At 40.7% G+C, this 14386-nt stretch carries 14 protein-coding genes; 7 read left to right on the plus strand and 7 right to left on the minus strand.

Going from position 1 to position 14386, the window contains the following annotated elements; translation table 11 throughout:
• Positions 1 to 31: 31 nt before the first annotated feature.
• Positions 32 to 1339, plus strand: coding sequence for an ATP-dependent 6-phosphofructokinase (locus LEP1GSC195_RS18120; protein ID WP_015682858.1), 1308 nt, complete (start codon positions 32 to 34; stop codon positions 1337 to 1339).
• A gap of 10 nt (positions 1340 to 1349) precedes the next feature.
• Here the strand turns inward: LEP1GSC195_RS18120 and LEP1GSC195_RS18125 are convergent, their stop codons facing one another.
• Genes LEP1GSC195_RS18125 through argB form a run of 3 tightly spaced genes read right to left on the minus strand, consistent with a single transcriptional unit; the run spans position 1350 to position 4586 of the window.
• Positions 1350 to 1940, minus strand: a complete 591-nt coding sequence (locus LEP1GSC195_RS18125) for a hypothetical protein (RefSeq protein ID WP_015682938.1) — start codon at positions 1938 to 1940, stop codon at positions 1350 to 1352.
• Positions 1941 to 1955: 15 nt separating this feature from the next.
• A complete protein-coding gene (locus tag LEP1GSC195_RS18130) occupies positions 1956 to 3701 on the minus strand; it encodes a SpoIIE family protein phosphatase (RefSeq protein ID WP_015682876.1) in 1746 nt (581 codons plus the stop codon).
• Positions 3702 to 3707: 6 nt separating this feature from the next.
• Complete coding sequence (gene argB / locus LEP1GSC195_RS18135) at positions 3708 to 4586, minus strand: acetylglutamate kinase (protein ID WP_015682916.1); 879 nt, start codon at positions 4584 to 4586, stop codon at positions 3708 to 3710.
• A gap of 20 nt (positions 4587 to 4606) precedes the next feature.
• Between argB and LEP1GSC195_RS18140 the strand changes: the two genes are divergently transcribed.
• Positions 4607 to 5416, plus strand: a complete 810-nt coding sequence (locus LEP1GSC195_RS18140) for a carbon-nitrogen hydrolase family protein (protein ID WP_015682994.1) — start codon at positions 4607 to 4609, stop codon at positions 5414 to 5416.
• Here LEP1GSC195_RS18140 and LEP1GSC195_RS18145 read toward each other — a convergent pair.
• Together LEP1GSC195_RS18145 and alr are read right to left on the minus strand one after the other, a co-directional pair.
• On the minus strand, positions 5413 to 6306 hold the full coding sequence (locus tag LEP1GSC195_RS18145; protein ID WP_015683034.1) for an alpha/beta fold hydrolase: 894 nt from the start codon (positions 6304 to 6306) through the stop codon (positions 5413 to 5415). The two genes, LEP1GSC195_RS18140 and LEP1GSC195_RS18145, sit on opposite strands and share 4 nt — an antisense overlap.
• 9 nt (positions 6307 to 6315) lie before the next feature.
• Positions 6316 to 7446 (minus strand): alanine racemase, encoded by a 1131-nt coding sequence (gene alr / locus LEP1GSC195_RS18150; RefSeq protein WP_015682943.1) that lies wholly within the window; start codon positions 7444 to 7446, stop codon positions 6316 to 6318.
• A gap of 55 nt (positions 7447 to 7501) precedes the next feature.
• On the opposite strand from alr, the gene LEP1GSC195_RS18155 reads away from it, so the two are divergent.
• The 5 genes from LEP1GSC195_RS18155 to LEP1GSC195_RS18170 all read left to right on the plus strand — a co-directional run bounded on the left by LEP1GSC195_RS18155 (position 7502) and on the right by LEP1GSC195_RS18170 (position 12513).
• A complete protein-coding gene (locus LEP1GSC195_RS18155; protein WP_015682862.1) occupies positions 7502 to 8704 on the plus strand; it encodes an aminotransferase class V-fold PLP-dependent enzyme in 1203 nt (400 codons plus the stop codon).
• A gap of 22 nt (positions 8705 to 8726) precedes the next feature.
• Positions 8727 to 9671, plus strand: coding sequence for a bile acid:sodium symporter family protein (locus LEP1GSC195_RS18160; RefSeq protein ID WP_015683030.1), 945 nt, complete (start codon positions 8727 to 8729; stop codon positions 9669 to 9671).
• A gap of 34 nt (positions 9672 to 9705) precedes the next feature.
• Positions 9706 to 9867: a 50S ribosomal protein L33 gene (gene rpmG / locus LEP1GSC195_RS19625; RefSeq protein ID WP_081431684.1), complete on the plus strand. Its 162-nt coding sequence runs from the start codon at positions 9706 to 9708 to the stop codon at positions 9865 to 9867.
• 8 nt (positions 9868 to 9875) lie between these two features.
• Positions 9876 to 10334: a TraR/DksA family transcriptional regulator gene (locus LEP1GSC195_RS18165; RefSeq protein WP_015682815.1), complete on the plus strand. Its 459-nt coding sequence runs from the start codon at positions 9876 to 9878 to the stop codon at positions 10332 to 10334.
• Between the two features lie 193 nt (positions 10335 to 10527).
• Positions 10528 to 12513 (plus strand): hypothetical protein, encoded by a 1986-nt coding sequence (locus LEP1GSC195_RS18170; RefSeq protein WP_015682992.1) that lies wholly within the window; start codon positions 10528 to 10530, stop codon positions 12511 to 12513.
• Between the two features lie 4 nt (positions 12514 to 12517).
• Here LEP1GSC195_RS18170 and LEP1GSC195_RS18175 read toward each other — a convergent pair whose 3' ends face one another.
• Positions 12518 to 13012, minus strand: a complete 495-nt coding sequence (locus LEP1GSC195_RS18175; protein WP_015682901.1) for a DUF4442 domain-containing protein — start codon at positions 13010 to 13012, stop codon at positions 12518 to 12520.
• Between the two features lie 73 nt (positions 13013 to 13085).
• A complete protein-coding gene (locus LEP1GSC195_RS18180; protein ID WP_015682955.1) occupies positions 13086 to 14336 on the minus strand; it encodes a methyl-accepting chemotaxis protein in 1251 nt (416 codons plus the stop codon).
• Positions 14337 to 14386 lie beyond the last annotated feature (50 nt).

Here is a 14386-nt window from a genome sequence, read left to right on the forward strand (position 1 = left end):
TCTCGCTCTTTTTTTGTTATAAGTTTAACCGATGAATGAAAACGATACCAAGGTTGAACAATTTGGTCCCTGTACCATCCCAAACCCAGCAGGGTATGACTATTGGACGGAAGACAACTCCGTCGTACTTTTCCAAACTATATTTTCAGGTCATGCCGATGCCAAAAAGACTGTAGAGACCAGCCCTGTATTTTTTGAACAAGCTGGTCCCAAAGAGAAGATCTACTTTCGTCCGGAAGAGGTCACTGCGGGCATTGTCACTTGCGGGGGTCTTTGCCCAGGAATCAACGATGTCATTCGCGCTTTGGTGATGGAGCTTCATTACCGGTACAAAGTGCCTCGTATTTTGGGATTTCCTTTTGGATATGAAGGTCTTGTCAAAAAATTTGGGCATAGACCCGTGGAACTCACACCCGACAAAGTGGCTCACATTATGAACTTCGGTGGATCCATTTTAGGATCTTCTCGTGGGAATCAAAATATTGGAGATATGGTCGATACATTGTGCCTTTATGGAGTGAAGATGTTATTCTGTATCGGTGGGGATGGGACTCTTCGTGGAGCTCAGGCCATCCAAGCGGAAATTCGCAAACGAAAAGAAGACATCGCCATTGTGGGAATCCCAAAAACGATTGATAATGATATCAATTATGTTCAAAAGACATTTGGTTTCTCGACTGCGTTTAGTAAGGCGGTGGAAGCAGTGAACTGCGCTCACGAAGAAGCCAAAGGGGCTCCCAATGGAATTGGACTTGTGAAACTAATGGGAAGACATTCCGGTTTTATTGCGGTTAATTCGGCCCTTGCTTCCAAAAATGTAAATTTTGTACTCATCCCTGAACTTGATTTTGATTTAGAAGGAGAGGGTGCCTTTCTTACTGTATTGAAAGAACGGGTACAAAGAAGAGGACATGCGGTAATCATTGTAGCAGAAGGCGCTGGTCAAAAGTATTTTGAAGACAAGGGTGAAAAAGACCAGTCGGGTAACAAGAAGTTGGCGGATATTGGGATTTTTATTAAGGATAAAATCACAGAATACTTCAAAAAAGAAAATGTCGCACTCAACTTAAAATATATAGATCCAAGTTATATCATTCGCTCCGTTCCTGCCAATGCAGAAGACTCTGTATTCTGTGGATTTCTCGCTCAGAACGCAGTGCATGCTGCCTTTGCCGGTAGAACGGGTTGTGTGGTGGGAATTTGGAACAATGTGTTTACAGTCATGCCAATTTCCTTAGCGATTGCCGAAAGAAAGGTCCTTCGGCCAGAGAGAAGTACTTTATGGCGAGCACTGCTTGCCTCGACTGGCCAGCCGAATGTGATGAAGGCGAAGAGCTGATCTTTTTAGATCAGCTGTTTTCCACTTTTTTTTGGAACTTGAGGATATTGTCTCGGATCTCTTCCTCTTTTTGGTGGAGTTCTTTTAGAAACTCAGTATCCAAAATCATTTCTGGTTTTTTGATGAATTTGCTTTCATCGTAGTTGTCAATTTCGTATAACAGATCTTCGATGTTGGATTCAACTTTTACAAGACTTTGGATGGATTCCACCACCTTTTTATTTACAAATAAGATTTCTTTGAATCGTAAGATATAGTGTTGGAATCTGTTTTCGCGGATCATGGCTTGGCGTTGCATTTCCCGAACTACTTCTCGTTCTTTTAGAACTTCTTTTTTTTCTACCAGGATTTGGTTTTTAAAAATTCGAATTAGATTTTCAGTTTCCAGTTTATAATTTTCAAAACTGCTGTTGTGATTGTTCTGTAAGTCATCTAGTTGTTTGCGAAAATCTTTTTCTCGCAAACGATCTTGTTCTTTGCGTAATTTGTCAGATGTTTGTAGCGCGTTTTTGACACGTGTTTCTATAACAGCATCTAACATGGCTTTATGCAGTTTATCCAATCGTAAGGTCACTGCTATTGCATATAGAATGCGTTTCATAAAAACTCCTTATTATTAGTTTAGACGAATAATAAAGAGAGATAGGTCATCGTGGGGTTCTGCTTCGCCCACAAATTCACTTACTTTTTGTAAAATGGCCTGTCTCACGACTTCTGGTGGATCATTGATATGAGATAGAATCACTGACTCTAACCTTTCTTCCGAGAAGAGTTCTTCTTTCATATTCATAGCTTCTGTCACACCATCTGTGTATAGAACTAACAAATCCCCAGGGAGATAACTCACCGTATGTTCGGAAAATTCACAATTCCCAATTCCCATCGGTTGGCCTTTTCCAGAAAGGTGTTGGATTTTATGATGTTTTTTACGATAGATGATTTGCATATTATGACCTGCGGAAGAATAGGTTAATTCTTTTTTAGTCATATTGATCCGTACAAGCATAGCAGTGACAAACATAAGGAAACCTGATTTGTCCTGTAAGATTTTATTTGCATTGAAGAGTGCTTCGCTAGTAGAAGTGGTTTTCGAAACTTCTTGTTGCAATACTGTTTTCGAAAATTCCATAAAGAGTGCCGCAGGAGTTCCTTTTCCTGAAACATCGGCAATGATCACAGAGACTTCATCTTTTCCATGGACTACCATATCATAGAAGTCTCCACCAATTTCTCTTGATGCTTGGTAGTAGGTATCAAACTCTAATAGCGAGTATTGTTTCGGAATGATGGGCAGTGAGTGTTTCTGGATCATAGCTGCCACTTGCATATCGCGGTCTATGTTTTTTAAACGTTCACTTTGTATCTTCACTTGCAATGCTGTATAAGCTTCCCCGACTTGGTTGGTAAGGGTTCGTAAAATACGAATGTCCATTTCATCGAATCGAGTGCGAGATGTTTTGTCAGATACCACTAGGGAACCGAGCCATTCTTTGTTTTTTAGGATGGGGAAAATGATCAGACTGTGTTGGAAAAGCCCTTTGTGTGTGAGTTGGATTCCTTGGGGGGAGTTTGCAGAAATAATTTTGAATCCTTTGAACATCCAATCGGCTTTATCAGCATAGAGTAAAACTTCTACATCTTCATCATGGATTTGGTCTGAAAAACCTTTGGATTTGGATCTAGGAAGGCCTTTCTTTTCAATTTTTTCGAAGTTGAGACAAACCCTATCCACTTGTAAAACTTCTGAAATGGTTTTGACCGCAAGATCCATAAATTCGTCAGAACTTTGGATGTTAGCAAGGGCCTGGGAAATTTGGAATAGGCAATTGAGTTCGTTGGCTCGTAGGTTTAGGTTGTCGATAAGAAGTCGGTTCTTGACAGCAATGGCTGCTAAGTTAGATAGATACTTTAAAATTTTGATATCGGTATGATTGAAATCACGATTGTCGAGAGAGTTTACAGCTTCCAGTACACCTTGTACTTCTCCTTGGGCAATCATGGGAACACAGAGAAGATTTCTTGTAACATACCCCACTTTTTGATCAATGGCTTTGAATATCCTTGGGTCATTGGCAGCATCGTTGACAATTTCTGGTTTGAGAGTCTCTAAAACCATCCCGGCAATCCCTTTTCCCCTTGGGACTGTTAGGTGAGCAAGGGACTCTTCTTTTAATCCACTGGTTGTGTTAAACACTAACTGATCATTTTCTTTATCATATAAAAGAAGGGAAGATCCTTCTGTTTGGAGAACATCGCGGGTGATACCCATGATTTCGCTGAGTAGAGTGTCCAAATCTTCGTGAGAGTTGATTCGGCTTGTAATGTCTGAAATCAGACTTAATGTCAGTAGTTTTGTAGGCATCCGAATCTATCCTTGTTCGATCAAACTTCCAATCCCTTGGTTCGTCAATATTTCAATTAAGACGGAATGGGGAACTCGACCGTCAATGATGTGGGCTCGTTTGACTCCTGAGTCAATCGCTCCCAAACAACACTCTACTTTAGGTATCATGCCACCAGAGATCTGTCCACTTTTTATATATTTGTGAATGTCTGCCTTTTTGAGACCCGTTACCAATTGGCCGTCAATGAGGATGCCGGGTGTGTCGGTGAGTAAAATGAGTTTGTCTGCATGGAGAGCTTGTGCAATCGCACCTGCCATTGTGTCAGCATTGATATTGAGTGTTTGGCCATCTCTTGACATGGCGACAGGAGAGATAATAGGAATAAAACCTTCACGTTGTAAGGTGAATAAAATTTTGGGATCCACTTCCGCAATTTCTCCCACAAGTCCTAAGTCCACTTTTTGAACTTTGCCGTCTTCCCCTTCGACTTCCATCAGATACTTTTCTGCAATCGCAAGTCCGCCATCTTTACCCGATAGACCAACTGGTTTTCCACCTTTTTCTTGGATGAGAGAAACAATCTGTTTATTCACCTTTCCCGTAAGAACCATCTCCACCACTTCCATGGTGGCTTCATCTGTGACCCTATGGCCACGAATGAACTGAGTATTCAGGTTCAGAGACTTGATCAGAGCGTTGATTTCTGGGCCACCACCGTGGACAACAACGGGATTGATTCCTAAATACTTCAATAGTACAATATCTTCAGCAAAAGATGCTTTTAATTCTTCTTCCACCATGGCAGCCCCGCCATACTTGATGACAATGGTTTTCCCCGAATAATTGATCAAATAGGGAAGAGCTTCCAAGATATGATTGATTTTTTCAGAATGGTGGTTCATAAAAGACCTCATTTATGATAATGAAATTTAAAGCCGCCGCAGTGCAAGTCACAAGTACAGCAAGAGTCTCAAATAACCTAACTAAGTGTAGGCAACTTGTGGAAGAGGCGGCCAGTGCTGGTGCCAAAGTCATAGGCCTTCCTGAAAACTTTTCCTTTATGGGAACAGAATCGGAGAAAAAAAATCTCCTCGGTCAAATCGAAGAGGAGACGACCGCTTTTCTAAAAGAGACAGCAAAAGACTTGAGGATCTACCTTTTGGGGGGAGGATTCCCGACCAAGGCTCCTACTGGTAAAGTATACAACACGGCTGTCATTACTGACCCAAGTGGAAAAGAAGTATTTCGTTATCATAAAGCCCACCTTTTCAACGCAGTTGTAGGTGATGGATTCAATTATAGTGAATCTAATTCCACGGAAAGTGGAGGAAAGGTTCCCGATGTCATCCAAACAGAATACGGAAAAATCTCTTCGGCAATTTGTTACGACATTCGATTTCCAGAACTATTTCGCAGTCTTTCGGAGAAGGGTGTAGAGTTATGTTTTTTGCCGGCAGCCTTTACTGTCCCCACCGGAGAAGCGCATTGGCATGTATTACTTCGAGCTCGAGCGATCGAAAATTTTATGTATGTGTTAGCGCCGGGGCAAACGGGAATCCATGACCCGCATGGGAAACGCAAAACCTTTGGTCATTCTCTTATCATTTCCCCTTGGGGAGAAATTTTAGATGAAATAGACAATGAGGAAGGATTTGCCATTGCCGATATCGACTTACAAAAGTTAAGCGATATTAGAAATCAACTCCCGAGTTTGAACCATCGTCTGTTTTAAAAAAAAGATTTTTTTGTCGTTGAAGATTTTTTCATTAGGATAAAGTCTTTCATCACTTTTTCTGCTGCTTTTTGTTTTTCCATGTGTACAAAATGTCCACATTCAGAAAATAAAACTGCTTTTACATGAGGAGTGGTTCTTTCTAATTCCATTACGTCCTTTCCTGGGATGATGGGATCTTCTTCTCCTCGCATGATGAGGGTGGGAACTCTATTTCCAAACACAATGGGCCGAATGTCAGTGCGATCTAACATCTCAAGAATCATAAGGATTTGTCTTGGATTCAAACATTCAAATTGTGGGTTATATTCTTTTAAGAATTGTTTGATTTCTTCTCTTGCATGGAAGGCTGCAGAGTCGTACACACCATAGGAAAATCCAATTTGTAAGGCTTTTGGGAGAGATTTCCCCACTTTAAATCCAAAATCGAAAAAACTACCTAAGTTGGCACGAAGTCCGACCACTCCGATTTTTAAAATCCCAGGAACTGGACCATGAACAAAAGGAGCAATGGAAATCACTTGTTTGATCCTTTGTGGGAATAGAGAAGCAATCGCAAGGACCGCCATCCCACCAGTAGAATGGCCAACGAGTGTGATGTCCTTTTCTCCCGCAGAGGCCCAAATTCCTTGTGCTTGTGTTTCTAAAAAGTCTTGGAGGGTTAAACCTTTTTTTTGATCAAATATTTCTGCCGGATAATGACCGACTAAGTCGAGTTCAATGACATCTCCTAGTTCACGAAAAAAAGGAATGTTAAGACCCCAATACCCTGCCGCCGAACACCAACCACCAATGAGAACAATTGTCTCTTTGGACTTGGGATTGAGTGACTTATGTTTTACATAAGTGAGTCTATGATTTTTCCAGTTATAAATTTGTCTTTCTGACATATAAATCCTCTAGTCTTCTATGATGCGGGGAAAGGATCCTAGAATTTTTGTTACCACTTCATAATTGATAGTTCCCGTCCAAGTCGCATGGTCATCTGCTGATATGGTTTCGTTTCCAGATTTTCCGATAATGACTACATCATCACCAATGGATGCATCTGGGATATGTGTGATATCGAGCATAGTCATATTCATACAGATCCTTCCCAAAATTTTAGCACGTTCACCACGAACTAACATATATCCATTATTGGATAGTTTCCGATCCAGTCCCTCATAGTATCCGACGGGAACAACTGCCAATTTCGTATCGTGAGTGGTCTTATATGTGGACCCATAACCAATAAAACTTCCTTGGTTTAGGTTTTGGATGTGTTGGATTTGTGTTTTCCACGTAAGTGCTGGTTTCAACATCCCTACATCTTTTTTCATAAGAGAGAGAGAAAGTTTGGTTTCTAGACTTGGCCAAAGTCCATAGAGAGAAATCCCCACACGAACCAAATCCATCCTTGCTTCCGAAAATAACATTGCAGAGGCAGAAGAAGCACAATGACAAATTAGGTCAATAAACCCGTGTTTGGCGAATGTATCAATAGTATCTTGGAATCTTCCCAATTGTAACATAGAATAACTATGTTCTGTAAAATCTTCTGTACTCGCAAAGTGAGTGGCAATCCCAGAAAGAGGGAGTTTTTTCTCAAAAATTTCTTTGGCAAGGACTTCGGCACTATTTGTTGGAATTCCCAGTCTTGACATTCCTGTATCGACTTTTAAATGGATTTTGGGAGTGGGGGAAAGTTTGGCTAAGATTTCCATTTCTTCCACACGAGAGACCATCACCCAAAAATTTTCATCGGCGAGAGACTCCTTTCTCTCTTTTAAGTTGGGAATGCTCCCCATAATGAGAACTGTTGCTTTGGAAAAAACCTTGCGAATGGATAAGGCCTCTTCTAAAGAATTGACCCCCAAATAATCCGCACCAGCATCGAGGGCGATGGAAGCCGTGGCGAGGAGTCCATGCCCATAGGCATTGGATTTGATGATGGCAGTAAACTTGGTTTTGGGTCCAATGAGTTTGCGGAAAAGGGCGATATTGTGACTAAACGCCGACCGTGAGAGGTAAATCCGAGAAGAGAGCACGGTTCCATTTTTTTTTACTTTTCTCTTCTGTCGCTTCAGATATTTCTATTTTTGAATGCTTCCTAATCACTCTGAACTTCCCTCTTTTCCTCCCTTTGCAAACTGGAAAGGGATCTCCCAATACTTTCCTGTACAAGCTGATTCTGTTTGGTTGAACTATTGCGGAACCACACCTGTCTCCACTTATGCCATCGAGATGATGAATCTCTACTTTCAGGAATATGCCAAGTACGGTATCTTTGCTCCGAACTTTGCCGAACCTGCGATCAAAGCCTCCATTCGTGGATATATTGCAGAAATTCTCGCTTGTGATCCTTCTGAGATAGGAATCGTACATAACACAAGTGAAGGAATCAATCTTTATTCCCATAGCATCCAGATTCCAAAAGGGAAACGGATTTTAGTTTTGGAGAACGAATACCCAAGTAATGTGTATCCTTGGGAACATTGGAAAGAGAAGGGAGTCAGTTTAGAATTTATCCCCGTGGGAAAAACTCCCGAAGAATTTCTTTTCAATCTAAAACAGGAGTTAGAAAAAGGGAATGTATATATCCTTAGCCTATCACCTGTTCATTGGTGCACAGGTGTGGTTTTTGATCTGGAAGCCGTATCCCAACTTTGTGAGAACCATCACACCAAACTTGTGATTGATGGAAGCCAAGCCGTAGGACATATTGCCCTCGATTTTGGAAAAATCAAAGTGGCTTTTTGTGCCTTTGCTGCTTGGAAGTGGTTACTCGGTCCCTTAGGACTTGGGGTTGTTTATTTATCCAAAGAAGAATCCAAAGGATTTAAGCTTATTTTCAAAGGCCAAGCGAGTGTGGTCAACGATTCCAGTTATTTTCCTTATAGAGATGAATGGAAACCAGCCGCCGACCAATTTGAACAAAGTACCATCAATTTCAATGATTGGATTTATTTTTATGCATCCCTTCGGATGTTGTCGACACTTGGATTTTCTCGAGTGAGAGATCGTATCTATGAAGTTGCGGATCTTTTTAAAAAAGCTCTCCATGAACTTGGATTTTCTTTGGAATCGGATGCTTTTCCCACTATTAAAACAGGGATTCTTGCCATCACGGGTCATAAAGATCCCTCCAAATTCCAACCAGAAGCCATCCAATCTTTCTTAAAACAAAAAGGGATCACAACTGCTGTGCGGTTGGGTAGGCTCCGAATGGCACCTCATATTGCGATTGAAGAAGAACATGTAGTCCGAGTGAGAGATGCCCTAAAAGAATACTTGAGCTTAAGTTAAGCGAAGAGTTTATCCATCCAATATGTTCACAAAAATTTCTAAACAAATCGTGAATGCCTTCCCTTTGGTTTTACTTCTTATCTCAGGGATTGGATTTATATATCCAGAAAAGATCATTTGGTTTCAAGGTTCTTGGATCACGTATAGCCTCGGTGCTATTATGCTTGGGATGGGACTGACACTTGAGGCAGAGGACTTCGTTCGTATTTTAAAACAGCCAAAACCTATTTTGATTGGAACGGTTTTACAATATACTATCATGCCAGTTCTTGGTTATACGTTAGGTTATGTATTCCAATTGCCAGAACCCTATGCAGTGGGACTTATCCTTGTGTCTTGTTGTCCTGGGGGAACTGCCTCCAATGTCATTACCTTCTTATCGAAAGCCGATGTTCCTTTGAGTGTGACTTTAACTTCTGTCTCTACCATCCTTGGAATCCTTATGACACCTTTTCTTGTGGCCCTTCTCATTGGCAGTCGGTTGGAGATCGATCGTTTGGGTCTTGTGATCACTACCTTCCAAGTGATCTTAGTTCCTGTGGCTCTTGGTTTGTTTTTAAAGTCACTCTTCCCGAAACTCACAAAAGAGATTCAGGATTTCTTTCCGGTTCTCTCTGTTTTACTCATTGCGATGATTGTGGCTTCTATCATTGCGAGTGGAAAAGAAACCATCCTCCAATCGGACTTTCGCATTTTTTTTGCGGTGATTCTTTTGCATCTAGGCGGGTTTGGACTGGGAGGGATCTTTAGCTTTTATCTCACCAAAAATCCCAAAACGGCAAAAACCATTTCGATTGAAGTGGGGATGCAAAATTCCGGGCTCGGGGCGGTTTTGGCTCGGACCCACTTTCTAGATCCGAGCACCGCCATTCCTAGTGCTTTATCGAGTTTGACTCATTCGCTCTTGGGAAGTTTATTTGCGACCTATTTCAGAAAGGAACCGAAAAAACCCGCTATTGTCGATTGACTATATATGGGGTCGGTACGTCATGGCATAAATTATGAGAGAAATCATAAAACTAACCTGTGTCCCATGTGCGATACCTGGGCGGTCAAATTACTTCCAGACTAAAAATAAGAAGACTAAGTCGGAAAAACTTGTGACTAAAAAATATTGCAAATTTTGCAAATCACATACTGATCACAAGGAATCCAAAGTCTAAGGGATAAGATGCCGAAACCAGCTGCAAAATCTTCAGAGAAGGGAGTCGACAAAAAGTTCATCGAAGAGGTGCGTGAGCTCCTCCAAGAGAAAAAAGAGTCGCTTCTCATCAAACTCAACCAATGGGAAGACACCAGTTCTCCTTCTGGATTGAAGGAGATGGGGGATATTGCGGACATCGCATCCGAACTCAATTCAGAGGCCTTAACTTCTGTTTTGACTGAAAACGAAATTGAAACTCTACGTGAGATCGAACTTGCGTTAGAAAAGATTGAAAACGGAACCTATGGGATCTGCGAAGGAACGAAGAAAAAAATTCCTATTGCAAGGCTCAAGGCGCTCCCGTGGACAAGATTTACTGTAGAATTTGCAGAACAAATGGCGAAAAGCCGAAACCGTGCTGGTTACCGCATGGATTCTTTGTCTGCTTATCCTGCGACCGGAATGGATGTGGATTCTCTAGATTAAGAGAATCCTTTATTCTTTTTCTTTAAACCCACCCCGAATTCTCCCAATTCTTTTAAATTTACAATTGATTCGCCACGCCACGCTCTAAACTCTTTCTATCGTGAGTTTTCTAGGTCGCCTGCGTTCTTTACCTATTTCAGATATCCTTTTCTTTTTCTTATGTACTTTCTCCGTTTGGAACCTCCATCGGTATGTGGAGCCAGTACCGGCTCAATCCTTCTATCCATCCTTTTTTCTGCAATTTGCCTTTGGATTTTTTCCTCAATTCTATCAGAGGAAGTGGGGACGGATATTCACTGGCCTTGGGGTTTTCATTTTCCTTCGGCTTCCCTATATGTCGGGACTGCCCATGGTGGGTTCTTACCAGCTTGTGGGATTGTTTCTTGGCGCCATCCTTGGGATTTGGTGCCGGGAGGTCATCCTTGTCCTTCTAGGTAGGAATGAAACCTCTCTTCCCAAACAATCCGAACAAATCCTCACCGATTGGATGATCCGTAACCCCACAGGGAAATCCATCCTGCCGATTTGGTATTCTACCTACTTTGGTTTTGTTCTTTTTCTTTTTATTTTGACTGTACTCTGTCTTTTCCAATACCAAGGACTTGGGTTGGTTACAGGCCTTGGTATCCAGGAGTACTTGTACTTTCCCTCTCTTTCTTCCAGAGAAGCCATGGGCCTTTCTTGTAAGATTCTCGTTCCTATTTCCTTTGTGGTGTTGTATTTGTTTTCTGAAGAAAGGTCTATGCCTACACCGTCTAAGGATAGTTTGTCGGAGCAGATTCGGTTCGGAATTTTTTTAGGACTTGGAATCAATCTACTAATGATGACGATCCAATCCCTTTGGAGTTTGGATTTTTTTTCCGAAGGGACTTTAGAAAGTGTAAGTGCAGGCCGGACCACGGGACTTCTGCAAGACTCAGGTTCTGCTTCTTGGGTCTTACCCGTCCTTTCATTACTCTGGATTACGAAACTGATCACCAACTGGCGTAAGTCCAAAGAAAGATTAAGTTTGGCGCTCGCGATTGTTTCTTTTCTATTTGTGACTTGGCTTGGATTGAAACAAGGGAAAGCATTTTGGGTGGTATGGACCATCTCTAATGCTATCGGAATAATTCATCTAACAACCGATTTGTGGATCATTTCTATCACAAAAAAAAGAATCATACGAGTCGCATTGTATTTTTTCATTCCAGTCCTTGGATTTCTCACTTTGTATGGACTTAGTTTTTTACAAAAGGACCTGGCCCTAGTTGAGTTATCCAAAAGAACCATGACTGCCTTTCCGGTTTGGAAATCAGACCCATATTTAGCTCTCAAACGAATGGATTTGGTTCGAGCAGAACTACTGACCATCTGCGTGGAAGGAATCAAAAACAATCTATGGCTCGGAAATGGAATTGGATCTTTCCCACTTGCTATGCTCGATCCTTTCCGCATTGGAACTAAAACATCTAGCATACTGATCGACTTCCCACCTAACTTTTATCTTTGGTTGGTACATGACTTAGGGATTCTTGGTGCAGTTGTCTTTTTGTTCTATATCGGAGTATTTTTGTGGGAGAGGGGTCTTTGGAAACAGGCATCACTACTCCTGATTCCCCTTTTTTTTGGAGTTCAGTTCCAAAACTCGGATGGGGCTTTTCTTTGTTTTTATCTAATCCTTCTCGGGGAAAAAGGGACTGGATACTCTCAGTCTTTTGATAAATTCAGAAAGACAATTTGGTTTTCCCCCTTACTCCTCATCCTTTCTGTCGGCCTTCCTTTGAACTATGCACTTTTTTATTCGCAAAGGTTTTGGGATTCTGGAATTGGATCTGAGTTTCGGAAAAACCAACTAAAAGAATACCAAACGGCAGCTACTCTTCCTCCAGGATCACCTAACTATGAATACGAATTTCACGGGAAGGTTTGGGAATGGAAACTTTCGGAATTTGGTTCTGCTAGGACAGGTCGAATCTTTTTAGAAACCACAAATAAAAGCCCTTTAGTAGAAGTATTATTTTTGAATTCTGATCGAACGACCATAAAACAAGAGTTATTTTCTGAAGTTCGACAAGGATATGTTTGGTCTGGAGAATGTCCCAAGGGGGCATCTTATATTCGACTTAAGTCTAGATCCAAATTGGAATTTCGATTGCCCAGGTCTGGGTTTGATGGAAACAACCGAATCCAATTTTAGAGTTCTATACCAACCTTCGAATGTATAAATCCTTTGTAATTTTGGCGACGGTTTTACCATCTTCGCCGACCACTTCGGTTTCATAAGTTCGAATGGTTTTTTTCTCTTTTTTTAATAGTTCTTTTAAGTCTTCAAATTCGCTATCTGGGATATGGAAGGTAGCAGTGACCGTACCTTCTCCGGGTTTGACAAAATCAATTTTTGCCCCTTTGTCCCAAACCATATAATCTTTTCCCAAATTCATCATCAGTAAAAACATAAAAAAAGGATCACACATAGAATAAAGGGATCCTCCGAAATGTGTTCCTACATAGTTCGTATTAGATAGTATGAGTGGCATAGTAACCACCATGGTGTTTTGATCCACAAGTTTTGGCAGGATGTTGGCACCTTCATAGGGTTTAAACATACGAAAGGCTTGTTCGAACCCATACGTTTGTTCTAAAAAATTCCATAAGGGGTTTACTCTGTATTCCAGAAGAATATCTCTGTGTCTCATAAACACAAGAATTTAAAGTATAGAATGATCGGTCTACTATTTCTTGTAAGTGAAAATAGAGAAATCATAAAAATCAGGGTTCAGAGATATCTAAAATTTCATCCGTTTGACTCGAAATTTCCCGCAATTGCCCCTTCATCTTATAGGTGATTTGTAAAATCCCTTGCTGCTCTTTGCGAATTTTCTCACATTCCTGATGGATTGTCTCTGACAGGTCTTTAATGTTTTCTAAATTTGTATGTATGGTTACAATTTCACCATACACTTCACCTGATGTATCTCTTACTCTTTCTGCAACATCATCAAGTGTTTTAGCTTTCGAAAGGATGGCTCCACCTCTTGATTTCAATTCTTGAATGGATTGAATCACTTCAGCAATGGTGCCGTGAACAATATGAATTTCATCTGCAATGAATTGAAAGGCACTCCCAGATTCAATGCCCAATTTCTCTGCTTTTCCATAATCATTCACGTTTTCTTTGAGTATCTTTGTGATTTGTCTAGCGTTGTTTGCAGTCATTGTAGATAATTTCCCAATTTCATCCGCTATGACAGTGAATCCCTTTCCTTCTGAACCAGAGTGGGTTGCTTCGATTGCAGCATTGATTGCAAGGAGGTTTGTTTCCTTTGAGACTCCGTTGATTAAATCAATGAGTTTCAAAATGTTCCCTGAAGATTCACTAAACTTTTTAATAGTTTTATTTGTATCCCCTACCTTAATTCGTCCGTCCTTACTTAAAAAAACTAAATTCTCCATAGTATCATTTCTACTTTGGATCTCTGCGATGACAATATTTACAATATCAAACATAATATCGATTTCTTCTGAAGTTTTCCCCACTGCTTCCATAAGTTTTACTTCTTCTGTTGCCAGCTGTGATACAATTTGATAAACGCGGTCAATGTCCAGACCCGCAGTATGAATTTTTCCATTTAGATCAGCGATATGTGCACTGATTTCGTCCATTCGTTTGTTGAGGGAAGAACAGTGTTGTAATAAGGAATCTGAATATTCATGGATATCGATCCCTAATCCAGAAAGCAAAAGAACGGGATCAGCCGTTTGGGATTTTGACTCTATCCATAGTTTTACGATTCTGCGTTTTTTATTGAGTAAAAAAAGGTAAAGGATAGTTAAGAGAACTGCTCCGAGAGCAATCAAGATAGGAAACGGAGTGGGGATTCTACCAATGAAGGATTGCAGAATGATTGTGATAGTCAATACAACTAGGATTGTTACTAAAAAGTTTTCTAAACGGTTGAGTGGAGGATAAACCTCATATTTTTCATTGAGTACTTCATACTTATTTCTATTATTTCCCATTGAGTTATCAAAAATCACTTTTATATACTTTTTTTAGAGAAAAACCATTA

Origin of the sequence: Leptospira wolbachii serovar Codice str. CDC, from assembly GCF_000332515.2 — a bacterium.
GTDB classification, from domain to species: Bacteria; Spirochaetota; Leptospiria; order Leptospirales; family Leptospiraceae; genus Leptospira_A; species Leptospira_A wolbachii.

What these genes read in the sequence shown, in the direction of transcription:
- rpmG (WP_081431684.1), top strand. Translation starts at nt 9,706, where the DNA reads ATGAGAGAAATCATAAAACTAACCTGTGTCCCATGTGCGATACCTGGG.
- LEP1GSC195_RS18180 (WP_015682955.1), bottom strand. Translation starts at nt 14,336, where the DNA reads ATGGGAAATAATAGAAATAAGTATGAAGTACTCAATGAAAAATATGAG.
- LEP1GSC195_RS18125 (WP_015682938.1), bottom strand. Translation starts at nt 1,940, where the DNA reads ATGAAACGCATTCTATATGCAATAGCAGTGACCTTACGATTGGATAAA.
- argB (WP_015682916.1), bottom strand. Translation starts at nt 4,586, where the DNA reads ATGAACCACCATTCTGAAAAAATCAATCATATCTTGGAAGCTCTTCCC.
- LEP1GSC195_RS18165 (WP_015682815.1), top strand. Translation starts at nt 9,876, where the DNA reads ATGCCGAAACCAGCTGCAAAATCTTCAGAGAAGGGAGTCGACAAAAAG.
- LEP1GSC195_RS18120 (WP_015682858.1), top strand. Translation starts at nt 32, where the DNA reads ATGAATGAAAACGATACCAAGGTTGAACAATTTGGTCCCTGTACCATC.
- LEP1GSC195_RS18175 (WP_015682901.1), bottom strand. Translation starts at nt 13,012, where the DNA reads ATGAGACACAGAGATATTCTTCTGGAATACAGAGTAAACCCCTTATGG.
- LEP1GSC195_RS18155 (WP_015682862.1), top strand. Translation starts at nt 7,502, where the DNA reads ATGCTTCCTAATCACTCTGAACTTCCCTCTTTTCCTCCCTTTGCAAAC.
- LEP1GSC195_RS18160 (WP_015683030.1), top strand. Translation starts at nt 8,727, where the DNA reads ATGTTCACAAAAATTTCTAAACAAATCGTGAATGCCTTCCCTTTGGTT.
- LEP1GSC195_RS18145 (WP_015683034.1), bottom strand. Translation starts at nt 6,306, where the DNA reads ATGTCAGAAAGACAAATTTATAACTGGAAAAATCATAGACTCACTTAT.
- LEP1GSC195_RS18130 (WP_015682876.1), bottom strand. Translation starts at nt 3,701, where the DNA reads ATGCCTACAAAACTACTGACATTAAGTCTGATTTCAGACATTACAAGC.
- LEP1GSC195_RS18140 (WP_015682994.1), top strand. Translation starts at nt 4,607, where the DNA reads ATGAAATTTAAAGCCGCCGCAGTGCAAGTCACAAGTACAGCAAGAGTC.